This is a genomic window from Sphingomonas kyungheensis (assembly GCF_037120395.1).
Taxonomy (GTDB): domain Bacteria; phylum Pseudomonadota; class Alphaproteobacteria; order Sphingomonadales; family Sphingomonadaceae; genus Sphingomonas; species Sphingomonas kyungheensis.
Genome location: NZ_JBBBDM010000002.1, coordinates 572,116 through 595,616 on the forward strand (window position 1 = coordinate 572,116; position 23,501 = coordinate 595,616).

A 23,501-nucleotide genomic window follows, 5' to 3' on the forward strand; every position below is an offset into this window, starting at 1 on the left:
TTGCTCAGCCCTGCGCGTCGAGACGCGCCATCGTCGCGTGCAGCCGGTCGAGCACGCGCGTCGCGATGACGAGCTCCTCCGCCTCGATACAGGCGAGCAGCGTCTGGCGGATCTCGGCGGTGCGTTCCTCGACCTGCGCGGCGAGCGTCGTCCCGGCCGGGGTGAGGTGGAGCAGCCGCGCGCGCTTGTCGGTGCTGTCGACGCGCCGCTCGACGAAGCCGCTGCGTTCGAGCTGGTCGATCAGCGGCACCACCGACGGCGCCTCGACCCCGAGCTGATCGGCGAGCGCGCCCTGGCGCAGGCCCTCACTGGCGCGGCCGATCAGCATCACCGCCAGCGCCGGCGTATGCGACAGCGACAGGCCGGCGAGCCCGTTGTCGAGCGCGCGTCGGTAGCGCCGGCCGAGCGGGACGAGGTGGGCGGAGAAAGCGCGCATCTGGGCAGGGGTGGGGGAGGTCACGACTGCTAGATAGTTAGGTAACTAATCATCCGCAACCGAAAAGCGTTGGCGTCGCGCGGCTTTCACAATCGCGCGGCATGGCGGCGAGACTTTGGAGGAGCCCGCCATGATTCTCGACCGCCGCCTGCTGATCAAGACCGCGATGATCGGACTGGGCGCGACCGCCTTGCCGGGCGGCGCGTTCGCCGTGCAGGCGATGGGCGCGGCGCGCGGCTTCACCCATGCGGTGGCGAGCGGCGAGCCCGCCGCCGATTCGATGCTGCTGTGGACGCGCTACGTCCCCGCCGACGGCGGCGCGGTCGAGTTGCGCGTTGAGGTCGCCGAGACGCCGGACTTCGCGCGCATCGTCGCCGGCGGCGCGCAGATCACCGGGCCGTGGCGCGATCATACCGCCAAGATCACCGTCGACGGCTTGCAGCCCGGCCGCCGCTATCATTACCGCTTCGTCGCCCCCGACGGCAGCCGCTCGCCGGTCGGCCGGACCGCGACCTTGCCCGAAGACGGCATGGCGCCGTGGCGCGCGGCGATCTTCTCCTGCTCGAACATCGGCTTCGGCTGGTTCAACGCTTATGCGCATGCGGTCGCCCAGGGTGATTTCGACTGCGCCATCCACCTCGGCGACTATTTCTACGAATATGCGCCGGCGCATTATCCGCTGCCCGCCGACGCGGTGCCCGGCCGCACGCCAGCGCCGCTCGCCGAGACGATCCACCTCGCCGATTACCGGCTGCGCTACGGCAGCTATCGCGCCGATCCCGATCTCCAGGCGCTGCACGCGGCGATGCCGATGATCGTCCAGTGGGACGATCACGAGAGCGCCAACGACAGCTGGGAGGGCGGCGCCGAGAACCACGATCCCGCCACCGAAGGCGATTGGAACGCCCGCCGTGCCGCCTCGATCCAGGCCTATCGCGAATGGATGCCGGTGTCCGACGAGCCGTGGCGGGCCTATGATATCGGCGGCCTCGCGACGCTGTTCCGCACCGAGACGCGGCTGCTCGCGCGCACCCGCCAGCCCGATATCGCGCCGCTGTTCCGCGCCGCCGATCCGGCAACGGCGCTCAAGGCGTTCCGCGACGGCGCATGGCAGGACCCGGCTGCGACGATGATGGGCAGCCAGCAGGAGGTGTGGCTCGCGCATGCGATGCGCGCCTCGGTGCGCAGCGGCCGGCCGTGGCAGATCGTCGGCTTCGGCACGATCATGGGCGCGACGGTGATGCCGGCGGAGACGGAGCGATGGCTCGCCGACATGACGCCGGCGGCGCAGGGCTATGTCCACGCCGGCGTCGTCGCGGGGCAGCTCGGCCTGCCGTTCAATTACGACAATTGGGGCGGCTATCCCGCCGCCCGCGCGCGCTTCCTCAGGTCGGTGCAGCAGCTTGGCGGCAATACCGTGGTGATCTCCGGCGACAGCCACAACGCCTGGGCCTATGATCTCGCGCAGGACGGCCGCCCCGCCGCGGTCGAGTTCGCCGGGCATAGCGTCACCTCGCCGGGGTTCGAGAGCAGCCTCAAGACCGATCCGGCGCGCGTCGCCGCCGCGCTGGTCCGCGCCAACCCGGAGCTGAAATGGTGCGACACGTCGCGGCGCGGCTATATGGCGATGACGATCGCCGCCGATCACGTCACCAACGACTGGATCATGGTCGACGGGATCAAGACGCGCACGCCGCGTGCCGCGCCCGGCCACCGCGCCACGGTGTTGCGCGATCGCCACGTCATGGCGTGAAACGCCGGTTTGCCGCAACACTTTGGCGTTCGACTTGGTAGCGCAATCGATACGACCGGGAACCGTCACATAGCGTCCGTAACGGCCCCGATCACGCCGCGGTGATGCGGCGGATTTGGGGATCATTATGTCACGGATGTTCAACGCGGTGCATCGGTGCCGCGGCGCTTTGTTGCTGGCGGTTTCGCTGGCCACGCTCGGTCAGGCTTCGGCTGCGGCGGCACAGGCGGCTGCCGCAGCCGACCCGGCCGCCGCGACCCCTGCGCCGCAGGAGGACGATGCCAACGGCGTCGTCGTCGTCACCGCGACGCGGACGACGCGATCGGCGGTGACCCTCGACGGTGCCGAGATCCAGAAGGTGCTGCCCGGCGTCAATCCGGTGAAGGCGATCCAGACGCTGCCCGGCGTCCAGTTCGAAACCGCCGATCCGTGGGGGAATAACGAGCAGAACATCTCGCTGATCGTCCACGGCTTCAACCAGAACCAGCTCGGCTTCACGCTCGACGGGGTGCCGCTCGGCGACCAGTCCTACGGCAATTACAACGGCCTCTCGCCGCAGCGTGCGGTGATCAGCGAGGATGTCGGCTCGGTCCGGCTGACCTCGGGCGCCGCCGACCTCGCCACCGCCTCGGCGAGCAATCTCGGCGGCGGGCTGGAGACCTATACCAGCGCCCCTGCCGCCCGCGCCGGCGTCCGCTTCGCGCAGACGCTCGGCAGCTATGACGCGCAGCGAACCTATCTCCGCATCGACAGCGGCGCGGCGGAGGCGCTCGGCGGCACCAACAGCGGCTATCTGTCGATCGTCCGCCAGAAGGCGCGCGCCTGGGAATTTCGCGCCAACCAGGGCGGCTGGCAGGGCAATGCCAAATTCGTCCACAAGGGCGAGCATGGCACGCTGACCGGCTATGCGGCATTCTCCGACAAGGCGGAGCCCAATCAGGATTCGGTCGCGCACAATGCCGGCGGGATCGAGCCCTATTTCCGCACCGTCCTCTATCCGGACTGGCAGGCCGCGCTCGCCTATGTCGATGCCAACGGCAAGCCGCCGGCCAACAACCCCAATAACTACAGCAATTATTACGGCGATGCGCAGCGCACCGATTATCTGTTCTACGTCAAATACGATTATCGCTTCAGCGACGCGGTGACCTTCTCCAATCAGGTCTATGGTCATCATGACGAAGGGCAGGGGCAGATCGTCGGGCCAGTGTCGGCGGCGGGGCTGCCGGGGCTGTTCGCCGTCTATTTTCCCGGCCAGAACCTGAAGTCGGTGTTCGGCGGTTCGGGTTATGCGCTGCGCACCACCGAATATGGCATCGACCGCCGGGGCTGGCTCTCGTCGCTCGCGATCACCGCGGACGACCACGAGATCGGCCTCGGCGGCTGGTATGAGCATAACCGCAACACAATCTTCCGCCGCTGGTATGCGGTGCCGGTCGATGCCGCGCCGCCGTCGCCCTATGAATGGGCCGATCCCGCGCTGCGCAAGCTGACGCAATATGCCAGCGTCGTCAGCTATGACGTGGTGCAGCTGCATCTGCAGGACCGCTGGCACGTCACCCCCAATCTTGCGGTCGAGGCCGGATTTAAGTCGAGCCTGCAATTCGCCGACGGCCGCGTCCCGACCCAGCCGCTGCCCAACGCGATGCCGCTGCCCGGCGGCGCGTCGACCCGCTACCCGGAAGGCAAGCTCAACACGCGCAAATGGTTCCTTCCGGCGATCGGCGCGGTGTGGGACGTGACCGCCGACGATCAGGTGTTCGGCCATATCCAGCAGAACGTCCGCCAGTTCCAGGCGTCGATCGCCGCCGGCCTGTCGCCCTATAACGTCGGCAGCCAGGACCTGTTTGAAGCGATCAAGGCCAATACCCAGCCGGAGAGCGCCTGGACCTATGAGGCCGGCGTCCGCACCCGGCGGCGAGTGCAGGCCGGCCCGCTCACCGCGATCGAGGCGCAGGTCAGCGCCTATCACGTCGATTTCAGCAACCGGCTGCTCCAGATCAGCTCGACGCAGGTGATCGGATCGGTGCTCGGCGGTGCGAGCATCCTCCAGAACGTCGGCGCGGTGCGCACCAACGGCATCGACGCGGCGGCGACGCTGCGCTTCGGGCCGGCGGTGTCGCTGTACAATGCGCTGTCGTACAACCGGTCGCGCTATGCCGATGATTATACCAGCGGCAGCAGCATCATCCGCACCGCGGGCAAGGAAGTGCCGAACGTCGCGCGCTGGCTCAACAAGACGGTGCTGACACTCGCCGACGGGCCGTTCGAGACGCAAGTGATCGGCGATTACGTCGGTCGCCGCTTCGCCACCTATACCAACGACCAGTCGGTGCCGGGGCGGTTCCTGCTCAATCTCCAGGCGGCCTATACGCTGCCGCAGGATCGCATCGCCGGGCTGCACAACCTGCGCTTCGCGGTCAACATCACCAACCTGACCGCGCGTCGCGGCATCTATGAGATCGGCGGGGTGGGGATCACGAAGACCTACAACACCTACGCGCAGCCGCCGCGGATGGCGTTCTTCACGCTCTCCGGCGGCTTCTGACCGGGCGGCGGGGCGGGGGCTGCGGCCCCCGCCTCACGACCGGCGGAGGCGACCGCGGAACAGGCCGCGGTGCGCGACCGCCTCGAACATCTCACCCGGCCCCTCGGGGTCGAGCACCTCATTGTCGGCGAGCCATTCCTCCAGCCCGTCGAGGTCGGGCACGCTATAGGGCCGCAGCGAGCGGCCGGGACCGCGCAATCGCTCGATCGTCTCGATCAGCGAGCCGGTCTGTTCGAGCAACTGGTCGACGCGTTCGGCGGGCACGTCGAGATGCTCGGCGATCAGGTCGCTGCGCACCGCGAGGATCTTGGCTTCGAGCCCGGCATCGGGATGGCGCGCCGCGTCGAGGATCACGTCGCATTCGGTATCGAGGCGCAGCGAGCGGTTGTTGATGTTGGCGGAGCCGACGCGCAACTGCTGGTCGTCGATAATGGTGATCTTGGCGTGGCAGTAGATCGCGGTGCCGCCGCGCGTGAAGGGATGGTAGAGGCGCAGCCGCCCGTGGGTGTCGCGCCGCCGCAGCGTCTCGACCAGCCGCGCGCGCGCGGTGTCCATCGCCAGCGGTTCGAGCCAGCCTTGCGCGGTGAGCGGGTTGACGATGACGATCTCCGGCCCGTCCACTTCGTCGAGCCGCGCGGCGATCGCCTCGGCGATGCGACGCGAGGCGAAATACTGGCTTTCGCAATAGATATGGCGTTTGGCCGAACGGATCTGGTCGAGGAACAGCGCCTCGACCTCGGTCACCGCGGGCGAATCGGGCATCTCGGGCTGGCTGCGCGCGATGCCGAGATCGACGTCCTCGAACATCGTGTCGAGCGACGGCGGCCAGCAGCTCCCCGCGACCTCGACCGCCGGCAGGCTCGCGCCGGTCGCGAGCTGCCAGCGCGCACGGCACAATTCGGCGAGCGCGGCGGCGGCCTTGCCGGTGATGGCGGTGGTCGCGTCATGCCACGGCTTGTAGGGCTTGCCGCCGGGCAGCTTGCGACCCGGATCGTCGTCACGATGCGCGCGCGTGTCCCAGCGTTCGGCGGTCATGTCGATGCCGCCGCAAAAGGCGAGGCAATCGTCGATCGAGACGATCTTCTGATGGTGCGACGAGGCGGTCGGGTGATGGTGATCGAGCTTGACGTGGATGCGCGGGTGGCGCGCCCATTTGAGCACGGTGAACATCGTCTTGCCGCGCAGCACCGATTTGAGCGCGCCGACATCCCAGCGCAGCAGATAGAGTTCCAGCTCGGGATTGCGCTCGACCAGCCAGTAGAGGAAGTCGCCGACCGTTTCCGGCCCTTCGGTGCTGACCGTGCTGCCGACCAGCCGGATGCGCGCGTCAAAGTCCCAGCCGACCAGCATGATCCGCCGCTTGGCTTGCAGGAAGGCCTCGCGCGCGACGCCGAAATAGCGGTCTGCGTCGACGATCACCGACAGGCGGTCGGCGTGGGCGATACGCCAGACGTTGCGGTCGCATGCGAGCAACCCGGATCGGTCGGTGCCTGAATCGCCCATAGGCCTGCGTCTGTCCTTCCTATCGGCCGTAGATGCGATCGAGCACCTCGGCGCTGCGCGCGAACCGGGCCGCGGCAGGATCGAATGCGGGCGAGGCAGCGAGCTGCTCCGCCCAAACGGCAGCCGACCGCGCACCCCAGGCATCGGGCGGCGTGGTCAGCGTGGTCGCGTGCGTACCGGCGAAATGCTGCGCCGTGAAGTCATAGAAGGAGCCATCGACGTTGCGCAGCGCCGCCCCGCCGCGGCTGCCGTAGAAGGCCGCCTCGATCACCGCGTCGCGGCCGGCGTGGAGATTCCACGAACAGGCGAGGCGAACGATGGCCGTGCCCGCGGTGAACTGCGCGACGGCATAATCCTCGACACCGCCGGGGGCGAGCGGCCTGCCGCCGGCGCGCAGCTGCGCCGTCACGTCCGATACCGGCGGGAAATCGAGCGTCCACAAGGCGAGGTCGACGAGGTGGACGCCGAGGTCAATGACGCAGCCGCCGCCCGACTGCGCCGCATCGAAGAACCACGGCTTGCCTGGTCCGTAGGCGTTGTGGAAGGTGAGATTGATCGCGAAGACGTCGCCGAGCGTACCGTCGCGGACGAGGCCGGCGATCGTGCGCATCGCCTCGGTATGGCGGTAGGACAGGTCGACGCCGAGCAGCCGGTCGGCGGCGCGCGCCGCGTCGATCACCGCCTGCGCCTCAACGGCGGAACGGCCGAGCGGCTTCTGGCAGAACACCGACGCGCCGGCGGACAAAGCGGTGATCGCCTGATCGGCATGCAGCGCCGAGGGCGTCGCGATCACCACTCCGTCGAGCCCGAGCGACAGCATCGCGTCGAGTGACTCGACCACCGCGGCCTCGGTCGCGACGGCGCGGGCCTCGGCGACGCAGTCCGCGGACGGGTCGCAGATCGCCGCGACCTCGATCGCACCCGTCTCGGCCATCGCCGCCATGCGATGGCGGCCGATCCATCCTGTCCCCAGAAATCCCACGCGTGGCTTAGTCATCACCCGTCCTTGTACGTAAATCCTCCCCGGGACGGGGCCAGCGGGTTGAGCATGCCCCACATGCTCAAGGATCGTCCGGGGGACGATCCGACCCGATGCCGGGGACCGCCGCGTAGCGGTGGTGGAGGGGGCTCGCCGCAAGCGATATCGTTTGTGGAGGCCCCCCTCCACCAGCTGCGCTGGTCCCCCTCCCCGTGCCGGGGAGGATTGCTATTCCAGTTCCACCAGCGCCTTGACGAAGCCGGCCGGCTTGTCGCGCGTCGCATCCAGTGCCTCGGCCAATTGCCCCAGCGGATAGCGATGCGTGTAGAGCGGCGTCGGATCGAACCGCGCGCTCGCCACCGCGTCGATCGCCTCGCGCAGACCCTGCATCTGCACCGCCGGATCGCGCTCGTGCGCGTTGATCACGTCGATGCCCTTCCAGTTCCATTCCTGCATGTTGACCTGGCGCGGCCCGTCCTGGTGATAGCCGGCGACGACCAGCCGCCCGCCGAAGCCGATCAGCGCGGTGGCGAGGTCGAGCGGCCAGGATTTGCCGACCGCCTCGATCACCCGCTCGCACAATCGCGGTTCGCCGTCGTCACCGGGGGTGAGCGCCTTGACCGTTTCGATGATCCGCCAGTGATCGTCCATCACGATCGTCTCGGCGGCGCCGTAATGGCGGGCGAGGTCGAGGCTTTCCTGCCGGCGCGAGATGGCGATGACGCGTGCGCCGGCATCGCTGGCGAGCTTGGTCAGCACCGCGCCGAGAAAGCCGATGCCGATGATCGCCACCGTCTGTCCGGCACGGATGTCGCTGCGGCGGAAGATGTTGAACGCGCAGCCGAGCGGCTCGCCCGGAAAGGGCTGCCCGTCGAGTGCGGCGGGCAGCGGCGCGACCCGGTCGGCCGGCGCGACGTCATAGCCGGCGAAGCTGCGATAGGAGAGCGCCGCGACCCGGTCTCCGACCGCCAATCCGCTGACGCCCGCGCCGAGCGCGTCGATCCGGCCCCAGCCTTCGTGGCCGAGCCCGCCCGGCTCGCCGGGATAGGTCAGCCACGGCAGACCCGCCCAGGGCTCGAGGTTCGAGGCGCAGACGCCGCAGCCTTCGAGCTTGAGCCGGATTTCGCCGGGGCCGGGCTGCGGCAGCGGCGCCTCGGTCAGCGTGATCTGCCCCGGCGCGGTCAGCACGGCCGCTGGCATGCGCTCTGCACCCAATTGGTTCTGCAACGATCTATCCTTCATGAACGAGCCCGGCATGGCGTCGACGCTGCATGGCAATATCGCCCGGCCGAGCGAACGCGGAGCGCGATCGCGCCGCCGCCGCGCGCGACGCTCATTCCGCCGCCACGGCGGAGGGGCGCGCCGGCGCATAGCGGTCGATCATCCAGGCGCAGAAATCGGCGAATTGCTGCGGGTCGCGCGCCGCGCTGCTGTGATGCGGCTGGACGCCGAGATGCTCGGGCGTGAAGCAGAAGGTCACCGTCACGTCGAAATCGGCGAGCGCCTCCATCTGCCGGTCGAACCAGTCGATCGCGTCCGGGCGGAAGCTGTCCGCCCAGCTGAGGCCGGTGCGCAGCCGCTTGGTGCCGAGCCGCTTCATCCACGCCACCGCCTCGTCGAGCCGCGGGTCCTGATAATGGAACCATTGCATCAGGCCCATCCGGTCGGCGACCGCGGCATAATCGTCGAGGCCGGGCTTGGCCGTGCCGTCCTCGCGGATCAGGCCCATGTAGAAGTGGCGGTAATAGCTCGACCCTTCCGCCTCGCGGTGCCGCGTCGTCGCGCCCCAGCTCTGCGGCAGGTCGAACAGCGAATACCAGAAGACGCGCGGCACGCGGTCGAGCAGCAGCTCGGCGGTGCGGCGCACGCCGAATTGCTGCACCTCTTCCGCGCCGAAGCTGCCGACGCCGACCTCGGTCGCCCAGATCGGCCTGTCGGGCACCACCGCCTCGATCTCGGCGATCTTGTCGGGCCAGGCGTGGATCGGCCACAGGTTCCAGTCGAGCGGAAAGCCGTGCACCGCGACGACGTCGACCGCGTCGAGTGCGCCGTAGCCGCGCATCCGCCGCACCCAGTCGGGATCGATCGGGCTCATCCCGCCGAGCACGCGCGTCACCGCCGGGTTGACCGCATGGATCGCCTGTCCGGCGCGGATCACCGTATCGGCGAAGATCGACCAGTCGGGATCGACCTCGACATCCCAATGCGACTTGTTGTTGGGCTCGTTCCAGATCATCGCGGCTTCGATCATGCCTGCCTCCCTTTCGCCGGATAGACCGCGGCCGGTCCGTATGCCTGATAGGGGACGGCGGCGATGCGGCACAGATAGACTTCGGCCTCCGGCTGCTGCTCGATCCGGAAGCCCGCCGCGCGCAGCATCGCCGCGCTTCCCGCGGCATTGGGCGCCCACCAGTTGGTCCAGTCTCCGGCAAAGCGCTGCTCGATGAAGTGCAGCTTCGGATAGCCGGGTTCGTCGAACAGCGGCGGAGGCGTGTGCGTGCCGGGGACGAAGAAGGGATGGTCCTCCGGCACCGGGGCGATCTCGGTCGAACCTTGCTGCATCGTCTGGAACAGCATCAGGTCGCCGGCGACATGCTCGCGGATCAGGTCGAGCGCGAGCAACGGGTGGCGCAGATGGTAGAGCACGCCCATGAAGATGACGAGATCGAATCGCTCGCCAAGCGCAGCGACGTCATAGACGGAGAGGTTGCGGAACTCGATCCCCTCCTGGCCGAGTGCCGCGCTCGCCAGCCGTGCCTGGTCCAGATAGCGTTCGTCGCTGTCGATGCCGACGACCCGCGCGGCGCCGCGCCGCTTCATCTCGACCGAATAGAAACCGGCGTTGCAGCCGATGTCGAGCACCGACCGGCCGGTGAGGTCGGCGGGCAGCGCATCGGCGAAGCGCCGGTACTTGAAGCGGGGATAGTCGCCGAGGAAATGATCGGGCGCGGTGTGGATGCCGTGGCCGAGGTCGATGTTGTGGAACCAGGGGGCGAGGCGATCGACCTCGGCTTGCAGCGTTTCGGGTGTCATGCAGCGACCTGTTCGTTGAGGCTGATGAGCCTGGCGCCCCAGTCGCCGACGACGATGCGGCTGACCGAGGCGGGGCCGACGTCGAAGCGGAGCAGCCGGTCGAGCGGCAGGCCGAGCGCGAAGGCGACCGCGCCGCGGATCATGTCGGAATGGCTGACCAGCGCGATATGCGCGCCGTCCTGCTGCGTCGCGGCGGTGGTGATATAGCCGACGATCCGCGCCTGCGCCTCCGCCATCGTCTCGCCGCCGGGGACGCGGGCGGTGTCGCGATGATCGTTCCACGCCTGCCAGTCCGGTCCGCCGAGATCGGCGAAGGCGATGCCCGTCCAGTCGCCGAGGTCGATTTCGGTGAGCGCGTCAATCGGTTCGGGCGCCGGCAGGCCACAGGCGGCGGCGATCGCGGCGGCGGTTTCGCGCGTGCGGTCGAGCGGGCTGCATACGATCCGCTCGATCGGCATGTCGGCGCGTCGCACTGCCAGGCCGCGGCCGAGCGCCGCCGCCTGCGCGCGTCCGGCCTCGCTCAGCGGTACACCGGCGCGACGACCCGACAGCCGCTGGTCGAGATCGATATGGGCCGCGTGGCGGATCAGGAGAAAGGTCGCCGTCACTGTCCCGCCATTCCGCCGCCATCCCCCATGCCGCCCGGTCATCCCCAACAGCGGATTGATCTCGGTTAACGAGATTACCGCATAACCCCGTAGGAACAAAGAAGAAGAACCTTCGTTCCACAACCGTAGCGAATAATCGCCAATTGGGGGCGGGTCGGCGGATGAACAGAAAAGACAGCAATACAGCGGTGGTGTCGTTGATCCGGATCAATAGACTATGACCGAAACGGTATTGATCACGGGTGGGGCGGGCTTCATAGGCCGCTTCGTTGGAGAAGAATTGCTGCGCCGCGGCAATCACGTGCGCGTTCTCGACAGTCTCATTCCGCAGGTGCACGGCGAGGTCGACCGGCCGCCGCTGCTCTCTGACGGCATCGAGCTGATCCGCGGCGACGTGCGCGACGGTGCCGCCGTGACCCGCGCGCTCGACGGCGTCGACAGCGTCATCCACCTCGCCGCCGAAGTCGGTGTCGGCCAGTCGATGTACGAGGTCGAGCGCTATACCTCGACCAACGATGTCGGCACCGCGGTGCTGTTCGAGAAACTGATCGACCAGCCGGTGCGGCGCGTCGTCACCGCCTCGTCGATGTCGATCTACGGCGAGGGCCTGTATCGCGACGCCGACGGCCGTACGATCGAGGACGCCGAGCGCGGCGCGGTGCGCGACGGCATGGCGAACTGGGACCCGACCGACGCGCAGGGCCGCCCGCTGACCCCGATCGCAACGCCGGAATGGAAGCGGCCGAGCCTCGCCTCGATCTACGCGCTCAACAAATATGTGCAGGAGCGCACCACCCATATCATGGCCAAGCCCTATGGGATCGAGGGGGTCTGCCTGCGCCTGTTCAACGTCTATGGTCCGGGTCAGGCGCTGTCCAACCCCTATACCGGCGTACTGGCGATCTTCGCCTCGCGCCTGCTCAACGGCCAGCAGCCGATGATCTTCGAGGACGGCGAGCAGCGCCGCGACTTCGTCCACGTCAGCGACGTGGCGCGCGCCTTCGCCGATGCCCTGGTGCTGCCCGAGGCAGTCGGCGAGACGTTCAACATCGGTTCGGGCCAGGACCGGTCGGTGACGCAGGTCGCCGAGGCGCTGGCGAAGGCGATGAACAAGAACGACATCCGCCCCGAGATCGTCGGCAAGGCGCGGATCGGCGACATCCGCCATTGCTTCTGCGACACCAGCCTCGCCGAACGCCGGCTCGGCTTCACCGCGCGGCAGGATTTCATCGAAGGGCTCGCCGAACTCGCCGAATGGGTCGGCGAACAGCGCGCCGAGGACAATGTCGCGCAGGCGCGGGCGGAGCTCGAACAGCGGGGGCTGGTCGCATGACGGCCGGTCTCGCAGAGCGATCCGGCGAAGCGGGGGCGTTCCGTGGCTGCTGAGGCGCCGATCCTCGTCACCGGCGGCGCCGGCTTCATCGGCTCGAACATCGCCGACCGGTTGGCGGGCGAGGGGCATGACGTCATCGTCTATGACGCGCTCAGCCGGCCGGGTGTCGAGCGCAATCTGCGCTGGTTGCAGGAGCGGCACGGCGACCGGATCACCGCGATCCGGGCCGACGTCCGCGACCGCGACGCGCTCGATCGCGCGGTCGCGCCGGCGCAGGCGGTGTTCCACATGGCGGCGCAGGTCGCGGTGACGACCAGCATGGACGATCCGCGCGACGATCTTGAGATCAACATCCTCGGCACGTTCAACCTGCTCGAGGCGGTGCGCCGCAAGCCCGGCACGCCGGTGATCTTCGCCTCGACCAACAAGGTCTATGGCGATCTCGCCGACCTCGAATTCGAACGGCAGGGCGAGGCCTATCAGCCGGTCGATACGAGCGTGCGGCGTCACGGCATCGGCGAGGACCGGCCGCTCGACTTCCACACGCCCTATGGCGTGTCGAAGGGGGCCGCCGACCAATATGTGCTCGATTATGCGCGCAGCTTCGGCGTGCCTGCCGCGGTGCTGCGGATGAGCTGCATCTACGGCCAGCGCCAGATGGGCACCGAGGATCAGGGCTGGGTCGCCCATTTCCTGATCCGCGCACTCGAAGGCCAGCCGATCACGCTCTACGGCGACGGCTATCAGGTCCGCGACATCCTCGACGTCGCCAATGCGGTCGAGGCCTATCTGCAGGCGTGGCGGCGGATCGATACCGTCAAGGGACGGGCGTTCAACCTCGGCGGCGGGCCGGACAATGCGATCTCGCTGCGCGTGCTGCTCGCCCATATCGGCCGGTTGATCGGGCGCGAGGTGGCGATCCATGCCGCCGACTGGCGCGCCGGCGATCAGCGCTATTTCGTCGCCGACACGCGCGCCGCGGAGGCTGCCTTGGGCCTGTCGGCGCGGGTCGGCTGGCGGGAGGGCGTCGCGGCGCTGGCACGCTGGCTCGCCGCCGAACGCGGCTTCGACATCGCCATCGCCGATCCGCAGCCGATGGCGGCGGAATGAGGCTGCTGCTGACCACCGATGCGGTCGGCGGCGTCTGGCAGTATACGGCGGAGCTGGCGGTGGCGCTCGCCGCACGCGGCGTGACCAGCGTCGTCGCGGTGCTCGGGCCGCCGCCCAATGCCGACCAGCGCGCGATGCTCGATGCGGCGGGCAGGGCAGTGACGCTCGTCGGCACCGGCCTGCCGCTCGACTGGACCTGTCACGAGGCCGCGCCGGTCGAGGCCGCGGGCGCGGCGATCGCCGCGCTGGCAGTCGCGCAGGGCGTCGACCTCATCCACTATAATATGCCGACGCTTGCTGCGGCGGGAGCGCCGCTGCCGTCGATCGCGGTGGCGCATGGCTGTGTCGCGACCTGGTGGCAGGCGGCGCGGGACGTACCGCTCGCCGCGGATTATCGCTGGCACCGCGCGCTCACCGCCGCGGGGTTGCGCGCGGTCGACCGGGTGGTCGCGCCGAGCGCCGCTTATGCCGAGGTCGTCGCGCGCCATTATGCGCTCGCCCGACCGGTGCTCGCGATCCACAACGGCCGCAGCCTGTCGGAGGTCGCGCCTGCCGGCGCGCCCGCCGATGTCGCGCTGACGGTCGGGCGATTGTGGGACGACGTCAAGAACGCCGCTCTGCTCGATCGCGCTGCGGCGCGGCTGCCGATCCCCTTCCTCGCCGCCGGCGCGACGCGCGGGCCGCATGGCGAGACGATCCAGCTCGAGCATCTGCATAGGCTCGGCGAGGTGTCGGGCGCGCAATTGGCGCGGCATCTCGCGCGGTGCCCGATCTTCGTCTCCGCCGCGCGGTTCGAGCCGTTCGGGCTGGCGGTGCTCGAAGCGGCGCAGGCGGGATGTGCGCTCGTCCTCGCCGACATTCCGACGTTCCGCGAGCTGTGGGAGGGGGTCGCGCTGTTCGTGCCGGCCGACGGCCATGACCACGGCTGGTGCCGCGCGATCGAGGCGCTGGCGCTAGACGGTCCGCGTCGCGCCGCGCTCGGCGAGGCGGCGCGGCTGCGTGCCGCGCGCTACACACCGGCCGCGACCGCCGACCAGATGCTCGCGCTGTATCGCGCGACGCTCACCCGACCGACCATTCGAAGAGCCGCCGCATGAAGATCGTCTATTTCACCCACAGCCTCGTCTCCTGCTGGAACCACGGCAATGCCCATTTCCTCCGCGGCGTGCTCAGCGAGCTGCTCGCTCGCGGCCACGACGTCCGCGTCTATGCGCCCGAACACGCCTGGAGCCTTGCCAATCTCGTCGCCGATCACGGGCCGGACGGGCTCGACGCCTATCGCGCCGCCTATCCCGAACTCGGCTCGGTCAGCTATCCGCTCGGCGCGGATGTCGCGGCGATGGTCGACGGGGCCGATCTCGTCATCGTCCACGAATGGAACGACCATGATCTGGTCGCGGCGCTCGGCGGGCTGCGGCGGCGGGGCGCGCCCTGGACGTTGCTGTTCCACGACACGCATCATCGCGCGGTCAGCGAGCCCGATCAGATGCGCGCCTATGACCTGTCCGGCTATGACGGCGTGCTCGCCTTCGGTGAGGCGCTGAGCGAGGTCTATCGCGGCTGGGGCTGGGGCGATCGGGTATGGACCTGGCACGAGGCGGCCGATGTCCGTCGCTTCCATCCGCCGGCCGAGGAGGGCCCGCGCGACGGCCTCGTCTGGATCGGCAATTGGGGCGACGGCGAACGCACCGAGGAGCTGGAGACCTTCCTGTTCGAACCCGCGCGGGAGGCGGGACTGTCGCTCGACATCTACGGCGTCCGCTACCCGCAACCGGCGCGCGAGACGCTCGCCCGCTATGGCGCGCGCTATCACGGCTGGGCACCGAATGCCGCCGCGCCGGGGCTGTTCGCGCGCGCGCTGGCGACGGTGCACGTGCCGCGGCGCTATTATGCGACGATCCTCCCCGGCATCCCGACGATCCGCGTCTTCGAGGCGCTCGCCTGCGGCATCCCGCTCGTCTCGGCCCCGTGGCAGGACAGCGAGCGGCTGTTCCGCGACGGTGATTTCCTGATGGTATCATCGGGCGATGCGATGACCCAGGCGTTGCGCGACCTGCGCGAGGATGCGGATCTGCGCGCCGCGCTCGTCGCCTCGGGGCGCGAGACGATCCTCGCCCGCCATACCTGCGCGCATCGCGTCGACGAGCTGCTCGCCATCGTCGCGCGGATCGCGCCCCACGCCCGCAAGGACGCTGCATGAAGATCGCCTTTTACGGCTCCAGCCTGGTATCGAGCTACTGGAACGGTGCCGCCACTTATTATCGCGGGATCCTCAAGGCGCTGCACGCCCGCGGCTATGACATCACCTTCTACGAACCCGATGCGTTCGATCGGCAGCAGCACCGCGACATCGACCCGCCGCCCTATGCCCGGTCGGTGGTCTATCCGGCCACGGTCGAGGCGCTGAACGGCGTGCTGGCCGAGGCGGCGGCGGCGGATATCGTCGTCAAGGCGAATGGCGTCGGCGTGTTCGATGCGGAGCTGCTCGACGGCATCGTCCGCCATGCGCGCGGCGACGCGCTGACCGTCTTCTGGGACGTCGACGCCGCCGCGACGCTCGACGAGATGCGCGCCGATGCGAGCCATCCGGTGCTGCGCGCGCTGCCGGCGCTCGACATGGTGCTGACCTATGGCGGCGGCCCGCCGGTGGTCGACGCCTATACCGGCTTCGGCGCACGGCATTGCATCCCGGTCTACAATGCGGTCGATCCGGAGACGCATCATCCGGTGCCGCGCGACGAGCGCTTCGCCTGTGATCTCGCCTTCCTCGGCAACCGGCTGCCCGATCGCGAGGCGCGGGTCGAGGAATTCTTCCTCCGCCCCGCCGCCGCGCTGCCCAAGCAACGCTTTCTGATCGGCGGCAACGGCTGGGAGAGCAAGGCGATGCCGGACAACGTCCGGCACCGCGGCCACGTCTATACCGCCGAGCATAACGCCTTCAACTGCACGCCGCGCGCGGTGCTCAACGTCGCGCGCGACAGCATGGCGCATATCGGGTTCTCCCCAGCGACGCGGGTGTTCGAGGCGGCGGGCGCCGCCGCCTGCCTGATCACCGACGCATGGGAGGGGATCGAGCAGTTCCTGATCCCCGACGTCGAGGTGCTGGTCGCCCGCGACGGGCAGGACGTCGCCGATCATCTCGCGGCTCTGACCCCCGACCGCGCCGCCGCGATCGGCGAGGCGGCGCGCCGGCGCGTCCTGGCGGAGCACACCTACGATCTGCGCGCCGAGCAGGTCGACGCGCTGTTCCGGGCGCATCGCGCGCAGGCGGCGGCATGAGGCTCGTCGTCCTCGGCCTCAGCCTCGGATCGTCCTGGGGCAATGGCCATGCCACCACCTTCCGTGCCTTGCTCAAGGCGTTCGCCGCGCGGGGGCACGACATCCTGTTCCTCGAACGGGAGGTGCCCTGGTATGCCGGCGATCATCGCGATCTGATCGATCCCGAATATTGCGAGCTCGCCTATTACCGCGACCTCGCCGATCTCGGACGCTGGCGGGGCAGGGTGGCGCAGGCCGATGCGGTAATCGTCGGCTCCTACGTGCCCGACGGCGTCGCGGTCGGGCGCTGGGTGCAGGCAGAGGCATGCGGCGTCACCGCCTTCTACGACATCGATACGCCGGTGACGCTCGCCAAGCTGGCGCGCGGCGATTTCGAATATCTCTCGCCGGCGATCATCCCCGGCTACGACCTGTATCTCAGCTTCACCGGCGGGCCGACGCTCGACCGGCTCGAACGCGAATTCAAGGCGCCCGCGGCGCGCGCGCTCTATTGCTCGGTCGACACCGCCGCCTATCGGCCGCTCGACGTGCCCACACGCTGGGACCTCAGCTATCTCGGCACCTATAGCGATGATCGCCAGCCGACGCTGACCCGGCTGCTGATCGACGTCGCCCGCGCCGAGCCGCAGCGCCGGTTCGCGGTCGCCGGCCCGCAATATCCCGCCGGCATCGACTGGCCGGACAATGTCGAGCGGATCGAGCATCTGCCGCCCGCCGGTCATGCCGCTTTCTATTCGGCGTCGCGCTTCACGCTCAACGTCACCCGCGCCGATATGATCGCGGCGGGCTGGTCGCCCTCGGTCCGCCTGTTCGAGGCGGCGGCGTGCGGCACGCCGATCATCTCGGATCGCTGGGACGGGCTCGACGCGATCCTCGCCGACGACGCGGAGATCATCCTGGCCGACACCGGCGACGACGTCCGCACGGCGCTGACGCGCGACGCCGCCGCGATCGGCGCCGCCGCGCGCCGCCGCGTCCTCGCCGCGCACGGCGCGGATACGCGCGCCGCCGAGCTAGAGGCCTATCTGGCCGATCGCATCACGGCGTGCGCGGCGTGACGGCGGCGACAGACGAACGCGCTTGCCTGGCGGAGCAAGCCCGGCAATGGAACGTTCCGGTAACGATCCTTGTTCGAGCAGGCTGATGAGAGACGATCCGACGCAAAGCGATCAAACCGACGGCGAGGTGGCGCGCTATCCGCAGACCGGGCGCTTCCTGATGGGGCGCGGCCGGACGCGGATGACGCCCGAGGAACGCCGCGTGCTGGAAGATACGGCGATGGCGGTGAAGGACTATCCCGCCCGTCATCATCTCGTCCGCCGTGGCGAGCCGGTCGACAGCAGCATGATGCTGATCGAAGGCTATGTGACGCGCTATATGGACGATCGCGAGGGCTATCGGCAGCTCGTCTCGGTCCACGTGCCGGGCGATTTCGTCGATCTGCACGGCTTTCCGACCGGGCGGCTCGATCATGACATCGGCACGCTCGGGCCGGTCAAGGTGGCGTTGTTCGATCATCAGGCGCTGGTCGGCATCACCGAACGCCATCCGACGCTGACCCGCTTCCTGTGGTTCGCGACGCTGATCGACGCGGCGATGCACCGCGAATGGATCTTCCGGCTCGGCCGGCTCGGCGCCGAGGGGCGGCTCGCGCATCTCTTCTGCGAATTGTATGCGCGGCTCGAGATGGTCGGGCTGGCGCAGGACGGACAGTTCGACCTGCCGCTGACCCAGCCCGATCTCGCCGAGGCGTGCGGGCTGACCGGCGTCCACGTCAATCGTACCTTGCGCACCTTGCGCGAGCGCGGCCTGCTCACCTTCAAGAACGGGCGGGTCGAGATTCTCGATCACCGTGGCCTGTGCACCACCGCCGAATTCAACAGCGATTATCTCTACTCGGACTGCGGCGTCTGGAAAACCTCGTGAGCATGGATGGCGGACATCCCCGTTGGTCCAGACGGTGGCGGGGGAGGTATCGATCGAGGTCGGGCAGGTGCTGCTCGACGGTCCGGGCGGTATCGCGGTGACGATGACGCCGGCCGCCGCGGCGGAGACCGGGCGGCGGCTGCTTGCGGCGGCGGACCGTATCGCGACGCAATCGGCGGGGTGACGTGGAGGGATCAGCGGCTATGCTGGCCCGCCGACCCATCCGGAGATCGCCGTGTTCCCCCTGATCCTTGCCGCTGCCGTCAGCCTGCCGCTCGCCGCCGGTGCGCTGGTCGCCGGCGACACCGCCGTCGCCGAGGCGCGCCCCGGCGCGACCAATCCGCTGCTCGCCGACTGGACCGGCCCTTATGGCGGCGTGCCGCCGTGGGACAAGGTGACGCCCGAGCTGTTCCCCGAGGCGTTCACCGTCGGCCTTGCCGAGCGCGCCGCCGAATATCGCCGCATCGCCGACAATCCGGCGGCACCGACCTTCGCCAACACCTTCGTGCCGATGCAGCTCGCGGGGCAGCGGTTCGGCCGGGTGATGACGCTGTTCGGCGTGATGACCGGCAATCGCAACACGCCGGCCTATCAGGCGCTCGACCGCGAATGGTCGCCGAAGATCGCCGCCGCCTCCGACGCGATCACCTTCGATGCCAAGCTGTTCGCCCGGATCGCCGCGATATATGCGGCGCGCGCGCAGCTCGACTCGCAGCAGCAGCGGCTGGTGACGCGCACCTATGACAGTTTCGTGCGACAGGGCGCGAAGCTCGATGCCGCGCAGAAGGCGCGGCTGTCGCAGTACAACCAGCAGCTCGCCAGCGCGTTCAGCGAATTCTCGCGGCGGTTGCTCGCCGACGAATCGACCGCGATCGCGGTGACGGACGAGGCGATGCTCGCCGGCGTGCCGGACAGCGTCAAGGCGGTGGCGAAGGCGGCGGCGACCGAACGCGGCCAGGCGGGCTGGGCGATTGTCAACACCCGCTCGGCGGTCGACCCGGTGCTGACCTTTGCGCAGAACCGCGCGTTGCGTGAACAGGTGTGGCGCGCCTTCACCAACCGCGGCGACAATGGCGACGCCAACGACACGAATGCGGTGATCGCGCAGATCGTCAAGCTGCGCGCCGACCGTGCGCATCTGCTCGGCTTCGCGACGCATGCCGACTGGCGGATGCAGGATACGATGGCCAAGACGCCGGCGGCGGCGATGGCGCTGATGCTGCGCGTCTGGCCGGCGGCGACCGCGCGCGTCGCCGAAGAGGTGCGCGACATGCAGGCGATCGCCGACCAGAGCGGCGCCAAGCTCACCATCGCGCCGTGGGATTACCGCTTCTACCAGGAACAGGTGCGCAAGCGCCGCTACGACCTCGATCAGGCGGAACTCAAACCCTATTTCGAACTCAACAACATCATCCAGGGGTCGCTATATGCCGCCAACCGGCTGTACGGGCTGACCTTCAAGGAGATCACCGGCACGGTACCGGTGTTCGATCCCGACATGCGCGTCTGGCACGTCACCGATCGCAACGGCCGTGAGGTCGGCCTGTTCTATCGCGACGATTTCGCCCGCACCGGCAAACGCTCGGGTGCCTGGGCGAATACCTATCGCGGCCAGCGTCGCCTCGCGCCGGCACAGACGGTGCTGTCCTCGAACAACAACAATTTCGCCAAGGGCGCGAAGGGGGCGCCGGTGCTGATCAGCCTCGACGATGCGCAGACGCTGTTCCACGAATTCGGCCATGCGATCCATGCGATGCTGCAGGACGTCACCTATCCCGGCCTCGCCGGAACGCCGCGCGACTTCGTCGAATTCCCCAGCCAGGTGAACGAGCATTGGCTGCTGACCCGCGACGTCCTCGACAAATATGCCCGCCATTACCAGACCGGCGCGGCGATGCCGCAGGCGCTGCTCGACAAGATCGATGCCTCGAAGACGTTCAATCAGGGCTTTGCCACCACCGAATATCTCGCCTCGGCGATCGTCGACATGAAGCTGCACACGGTGGCGGACGGCGTCGTCGATCCGGATGCATTCGAGCGGACGACGTTGGCCGCGATCGGCATGCCGAACGCCCTAGTGATGCGGCACCGCCTGCCGCAGTTCAATCACCTGTTCGCGTCCGACAGCTATTCGGCGGGCTATTACAGCTACCTCTGGTCGGAGACGATGGACGCCGACACCTTCGCGGCGTTCGAAGAGGCGGGCAGTCCGTGGGACAAGGCGACCGCCGACCGGTTCGCGCGCATCCTGCTGTCGACCGGCAACGAGACCGACCGCGCCGAGGCCTATCGCGCCTTCCGCGGCCGCGATCCCGATGTCGGCGCGCTGCTGCGCAAGCGCGGCTTTGCGGCGGCGGCGGCACGGTGAGCAGCGCGGGCGCGCCGGCGGGGCGGCTCCGCTCGATCCTCGGCGGGTCGGCGGGCAATCTGGTCGAATGGTTCGACTGGTACGTCTATTCGGCGTTCGGCCTCTATTTCGCTCCGCACTTCTTCCCCAAGGGCGATCCGACCGCGCAATTGCTCAACACCGCGGCGGTGTTCGCGGTCGGCTTCGTGATGCGGCCGATCGGCGCGTGGATCATGGGCATCTATGCGGACCGGCGCGGGCGCAAGGCGGGGCTGACGCTGTCGGTGACGCTGATGTGCGCGGGCGCGCTGCTGATCGCCATCTGTCCGGGCTATGATTCGATCCGCTGGGGGGCGCCGGCGCTGCTCGTCGTCGCGCGGTTGATGCAGGGCCTGTCGGTCGGCGGCGAATATGGTGCGAGCGCGGTCTATCTGTCGGAAATGGCGGGGCGCAACCGGCGCGGCTTCTTCTCGTCCTTCCAATATGTCACGCTGATCGCCGGGCAGTTGCTCGCGCTGTTCACGCTGCTTCTGCTCCAGACGGTGCTGAGCGAGGCGCAGCTCGAAAGCTGGGGCTGGCGCATTCCGTTCGCGCTCGGCGGGCTGCTCGCGATCGCGGTCTTCTTCATCCGCCGCGGCCTGATGGAGACCGAGGCCTTTGCCAATGCGCAGGACAAGCCCAAATCGAGCGGCTGGCTGCTGTTCACCACCCACCCGCGCGAGGCGGCGACGGTGGTGCTGCTCACCGCCGGCGGCACGCTCGCCTTCTATGCCTATACCACGTACATGCAGAAGTTCCTGGTCAACACCAGCGGCTTCAGCCGCGAAACCGCGACCTGGGTGATGACCGGCGCGCTGGCGCTCTACGCGCTGATCCAGCCGCTCGCCGGCGCCCTGTCGGACCGGATCGGGCGGCGGCCGCTGATGATCGGCTTCGGCGTCGCCGGCGTGCTGGCGACGGTGCCGATCTTCCGCGCGCTGGAGACGGTGCGCGATCCGCTCGCCGCCTTCGCGCTCGTCATGGCGGCGCTGGTGATCGTCACCGGCTATACCGCGATCAATGCGGTGGTGAAGGCGGAGCTGTTCCCGGCGCATATCCGCGCGCTCGGCGTCGCGCTTCCCTATGCGATCGCCAATACCGTGTTCGGCGGCACCGCCGAATATGTCGCGCTCTGGCTGAAGGGCGCGCAGATGGAGCGGGCCTTCTATTGGTATGTCACGGCGATGATCGCGGTGTCGCTGGTCACCTATTGGCGGATGCGCGATACGCAGGTGCACAGCCGGATCGTCGAGGACTGACGGTCAGGCGGCGCGCGGCAGTTCGATCGTCGCGCACAGCCCGCCGTCGCTGCGGTTGGCGAGCCGCACGTCGCCGCCCGCCTCGCGCACGATCGTCCGCGCCAGCGCGAGGCCGAGGCCGATGCCGCCGGTGTCGCGATTGCGCGACGTCTCCAGCCGGGTGAACGCCTCGAACACGTCGGAAAGCCGGTTGTCGGGGATGCCCGGCCCGCGATCGGCGACCTCGATACACACGCTGGCCGGCTCGGCGATCAGCCGCACCTCGGCGCTGCCGCCATATTTGACCGCATTCTCGATGAGGTTGCGGATCGCGCGGCGGATCAGCGACGGGCGCAGCCGCATGCGCAGCCGGGCCGCTTCCTCGAAGGCGACGTCCTGGCCGAGATCGCGGAAATCCTCGACCACCGCATCGACCAGGGCGGCAAGGTCGACTTCGGTCAGCGGTTCGCTCGGCCGCCCCATCCGTGCGAGCGACAGGATATCGTCGAGCGTGCGGTTCATCTCGGCGATCGTCTCCGCCATGCGCGCGCGGTCGGTATCATCGTCGACCGATTCGATGCGGACCCGCAAGGCGGCGAGCGGCGTGCGCAGATCGTGGCCGATCGCGCCGAGCATCCGGTCCTTCTCGTCGAGCATCGCGGTGACGCGCCATTGCAACGCGTTGAACGAGCGGACGAGCAGGATGATGTCGGCCGGGCCACGCTCGACCACGGCGACCGGTGGCTCGCCGCCGCCGCGTCCGAAGCGTTGCGCCGCCGCGGTCAGCTCGCGCAGCGGCCGCGCGATATGCCGTGCGATCCACAGCACCGGCAGCAGCACGACGCCGTAGAGGATCAGCGTCTGCAGGAACAGGCGCCAGAACAGCCGCACGCCGCCGTCGTCGTCCCATGGCACGATCACCGTCAGCCAGCCGTGTCGCGGCTGTTCGATCGCGATCAGCAGCATCTGTTCGGGATGGTCGCGCTCGCGCCGGACCCGTTCGCCGCGTGAGGCGTCGCGCCGCTGCGTCGCATCGTCGACCTCGGCCCAGTCGCGCAGGCCGGTGTCGATCCGCCCGACGTCGACGCCCTGTTCGCGCAGCTGCGTCCGCAGTTCGGCGGCGAGTTCGGGCAGGCGCGGCAGGCCGGCGGGGATCACCGCGCGGGTGGCGCGGCGGATGCGGCCATGGTCCGGCGCGATCGGCCGACCGCCCTGCGCCTCGCGTTCGAGCGCATCGGCGATGCGGATCGCCACCGGCCGCGTCGCCTGGGCGAGGCGGAAGGCGGCGCGCTCGCGCAGCGCCAGCCCGAAATTCACCGCCTGCGCGATGAACAGCGCGAGCGCGATCAGCACCGCCATCTGGCCGGCA

Annotated in this window: 20 protein-coding genes; 12 read left to right on the forward strand and 8 right to left on the reverse strand. The window is 69.0% G+C overall.

The window, feature by feature from the left end; translation table 11 throughout:
• Positions 1–4 precede the first annotated feature (4 nt).
• On the reverse strand, positions 5–460 hold the full coding sequence (locus V8201_RS06730) for a MarR family winged helix-turn-helix transcriptional regulator (protein ID WP_336544803.1): 456 nt from the start codon (positions 458–460) through the stop codon (positions 5–7).
• Between the two features lie 106 nt (positions 461–566).
• On the opposite strand from V8201_RS06730, the gene V8201_RS06735 reads away from it, so the two are divergent.
• Positions 567–2,189, forward strand: coding sequence for an alkaline phosphatase D family protein (locus V8201_RS06735; RefSeq protein WP_336544804.1), 1,623 nt, complete (start codon positions 567–569; stop codon positions 2,187–2,189).
• 127 nt (positions 2,190–2,316) lie between these two features.
• Positions 2,317–4,737, forward strand: coding sequence for a TonB-dependent receptor (locus V8201_RS06740; RefSeq protein WP_336544805.1), 2,421 nt, complete (start codon positions 2,317–2,319; stop codon positions 4,735–4,737).
• Positions 4,738–4,770: 33 nt separating this feature from the next.
• On the opposite strand, the gene V8201_RS06745 is transcribed toward V8201_RS06740, so the two are convergent.
• The 6 genes from V8201_RS06745 to V8201_RS06770 form a co-directional block, all read right to left on the reverse strand.
• Positions 4,771–6,240, reverse strand: a complete 1,470-nt coding sequence (locus tag V8201_RS06745; RefSeq protein ID WP_037530620.1) for a phospholipase D-like domain-containing protein — start codon at positions 6,238–6,240, stop codon at positions 4,771–4,773.
• A 19-nt stretch (positions 6,241–6,259) separates the two neighbouring features.
• A complete protein-coding gene (locus V8201_RS06750) occupies positions 6,260–7,237 on the reverse strand; it encodes a Gfo/Idh/MocA family protein (protein ID WP_336544806.1) in 978 nt (325 codons plus the stop codon).
• Positions 7,238–7,447: 210 nt separating this feature from the next.
• On the reverse strand, positions 7,448–8,419 hold the full coding sequence (locus V8201_RS06755; protein ID WP_336544807.1) for an MDR/zinc-dependent alcohol dehydrogenase-like family protein: 972 nt from the start codon (positions 8,417–8,419) through the stop codon (positions 7,448–7,450).
• Positions 8,420–8,552: 133 nt separating this feature from the next.
• On the reverse strand, positions 8,553–9,470 hold the full coding sequence (locus V8201_RS06760) for a glycosyl hydrolase (RefSeq protein WP_336544808.1): 918 nt from the start codon (positions 9,468–9,470) through the stop codon (positions 8,553–8,555).
• Entirely contained in the window at positions 9,467–10,252 is a 786-nt protein-coding gene (locus V8201_RS06765) for a TIGR04290 family methyltransferase (protein WP_037530623.1), read from the reverse strand. The genes V8201_RS06760 and V8201_RS06765 overlap by 4 nt, the downstream gene beginning before the upstream one ends.
• Positions 10,249–10,860, reverse strand: coding sequence for a histidine phosphatase family protein (locus V8201_RS06770; protein ID WP_336544809.1), 612 nt, complete (start codon positions 10,858–10,860; stop codon positions 10,249–10,251). The genes V8201_RS06765 and V8201_RS06770 overlap by 4 nt, the downstream gene beginning before the upstream one ends.
• 217 nt (positions 10,861–11,077) lie before the next feature.
• Here V8201_RS06770 and V8201_RS06775 point away from each other — a divergent pair, with 217 nt between their 5' ends.
• From V8201_RS06775 to V8201_RS06820, 10 genes are all read left to right on the forward strand, one after another.
• Positions 11,078–12,193, forward strand: coding sequence for an NAD-dependent epimerase/dehydratase family protein (locus V8201_RS06775; protein ID WP_336544810.1), 1,116 nt, complete (start codon positions 11,078–11,080; stop codon positions 12,191–12,193).
• A gap of 42 nt (positions 12,194–12,235) precedes the next feature.
• Positions 12,236–13,303: an SDR family NAD(P)-dependent oxidoreductase gene (locus tag V8201_RS06780; protein WP_037530630.1), complete on the forward strand. Its 1,068-nt coding sequence runs from the start codon at positions 12,236–12,238 to the stop codon at positions 13,301–13,303.
• Positions 13,300–14,400, forward strand: coding sequence for a glycosyltransferase family 4 protein (locus V8201_RS06785; protein ID WP_336544811.1), 1,101 nt, complete (start codon positions 13,300–13,302; stop codon positions 14,398–14,400). The genes V8201_RS06780 and V8201_RS06785 overlap by 4 nt, the downstream gene beginning before the upstream one ends.
• Positions 14,397–15,503: a CgeB family protein gene (locus tag V8201_RS06790; RefSeq protein ID WP_336544812.1), complete on the forward strand. Its 1,107-nt coding sequence runs from the start codon at positions 14,397–14,399 to the stop codon at positions 15,501–15,503. Before V8201_RS06785 ends, V8201_RS06790 begins: the two co-directional genes overlap by 4 nt.
• A complete protein-coding gene (locus tag V8201_RS06795; RefSeq protein WP_336544813.1) occupies positions 15,500–16,582 on the forward strand; it encodes a CgeB family protein in 1,083 nt (360 codons plus the stop codon). Before V8201_RS06790 ends, V8201_RS06795 begins: the two co-directional genes overlap by 4 nt.
• Positions 16,579–17,640, forward strand: a complete 1,062-nt coding sequence (locus V8201_RS06800) for a CgeB family protein (protein WP_336544814.1) — start codon at positions 16,579–16,581, stop codon at positions 17,638–17,640. The genes V8201_RS06795 and V8201_RS06800 overlap by 4 nt, the downstream gene beginning before the upstream one ends.
• 85 nt (positions 17,641–17,725) lie before the next feature.
• Positions 17,726–18,508: a Crp/Fnr family transcriptional regulator gene (locus V8201_RS06805; RefSeq protein ID WP_037530645.1), complete on the forward strand. Its 783-nt coding sequence runs from the start codon at positions 17,726–17,728 to the stop codon at positions 18,506–18,508.
• A gap of 22 nt (positions 18,509–18,530) precedes the next feature.
• Positions 18,531–18,692: a hypothetical protein gene (locus V8201_RS06810; protein WP_200870317.1), complete on the forward strand. Its 162-nt coding sequence runs from the start codon at positions 18,531–18,533 to the stop codon at positions 18,690–18,692.
• A gap of 51 nt (positions 18,693–18,743) precedes the next feature.
• Positions 18,744–20,876: a M3 family metallopeptidase gene (locus V8201_RS06815; protein WP_336544815.1), complete on the forward strand. Its 2,133-nt coding sequence runs from the start codon at positions 18,744–18,746 to the stop codon at positions 20,874–20,876.
• Positions 20,873–22,153, forward strand: a complete 1,281-nt coding sequence (locus V8201_RS06820) for an MFS transporter (RefSeq protein ID WP_336544816.1) — start codon at positions 20,873–20,875, stop codon at positions 22,151–22,153. Before V8201_RS06815 ends, V8201_RS06820 begins: the two co-directional genes overlap by 4 nt.
• A gap of 3 nt (positions 22,154–22,156) precedes the next feature.
• Here V8201_RS06820 and V8201_RS06825 read toward each other — a convergent pair whose 3' ends face one another.
• Positions 22,157–23,491 carry a sensor histidine kinase gene (locus V8201_RS06825; protein ID WP_336544919.1) on the reverse strand — a complete coding sequence of 445 codons (1,335 nt, stop codon included), beginning with the start codon at positions 23,489–23,491 and terminating at the stop codon, positions 22,157–22,159.
• Positions 23,492–23,501 lie beyond the last annotated feature (10 nt).

Excerpts from the sequence above, each read along its gene's own strand:
- V8201_RS06745 (WP_037530620.1), bottom strand. The coding sequence starts at position 6,240 with ATGGGCGATTCAGGCACCGACCGATCCGGGTTGCTCGCATGCGACCGC.
- V8201_RS06825 (WP_336544919.1), bottom strand. The coding sequence starts at position 23,491 with ATGGCGGTGCTGATCGCGCTCGCGCTGTTCATCGCGCAGGCGGTGAAT.
- V8201_RS06755 (WP_336544807.1), bottom strand. The coding sequence starts at position 8,419 with ATGCCAGCGGCCGTGCTGACCGCGCCGGGGCAGATCACGCTGACCGAG.
- V8201_RS06750 (WP_336544806.1), bottom strand. The coding sequence starts at position 7,237 with ATGACTAAGCCACGCGTGGGATTTCTGGGGACAGGATGGATCGGCCGC.
- V8201_RS06775 (WP_336544810.1), top strand. The coding sequence starts at position 11,078 with ATGACCGAAACGGTATTGATCACGGGTGGGGCGGGCTTCATAGGCCGC.
- V8201_RS06785 (WP_336544811.1), top strand. The coding sequence starts at position 13,300 with ATGAGGCTGCTGCTGACCACCGATGCGGTCGGCGGCGTCTGGCAGTAT.
- V8201_RS06800 (WP_336544814.1), top strand. The coding sequence starts at position 16,579 with ATGAGGCTCGTCGTCCTCGGCCTCAGCCTCGGATCGTCCTGGGGCAAT.
- V8201_RS06795 (WP_336544813.1), top strand. The coding sequence starts at position 15,500 with ATGAAGATCGCCTTTTACGGCTCCAGCCTGGTATCGAGCTACTGGAAC.
- V8201_RS06765 (WP_037530623.1), bottom strand. The coding sequence starts at position 10,252 with ATGACACCCGAAACGCTGCAAGCCGAGGTCGATCGCCTCGCCCCCTGG.
- V8201_RS06805 (WP_037530645.1), top strand. The coding sequence starts at position 17,726 with ATGAGAGACGATCCGACGCAAAGCGATCAAACCGACGGCGAGGTGGCG.
- V8201_RS06735 (WP_336544804.1), top strand. The coding sequence starts at position 567 with ATGATTCTCGACCGCCGCCTGCTGATCAAGACCGCGATGATCGGACTG.
- V8201_RS06790 (WP_336544812.1), top strand. The coding sequence starts at position 14,397 with ATGAAGATCGTCTATTTCACCCACAGCCTCGTCTCCTGCTGGAACCAC.
- V8201_RS06760 (WP_336544808.1), bottom strand. The coding sequence starts at position 9,470 with ATGATCGAAGCCGCGATGATCTGGAACGAGCCCAACAACAAGTCGCAT.
- V8201_RS06740 (WP_336544805.1), top strand. The coding sequence starts at position 2,317 with ATGTCACGGATGTTCAACGCGGTGCATCGGTGCCGCGGCGCTTTGTTG.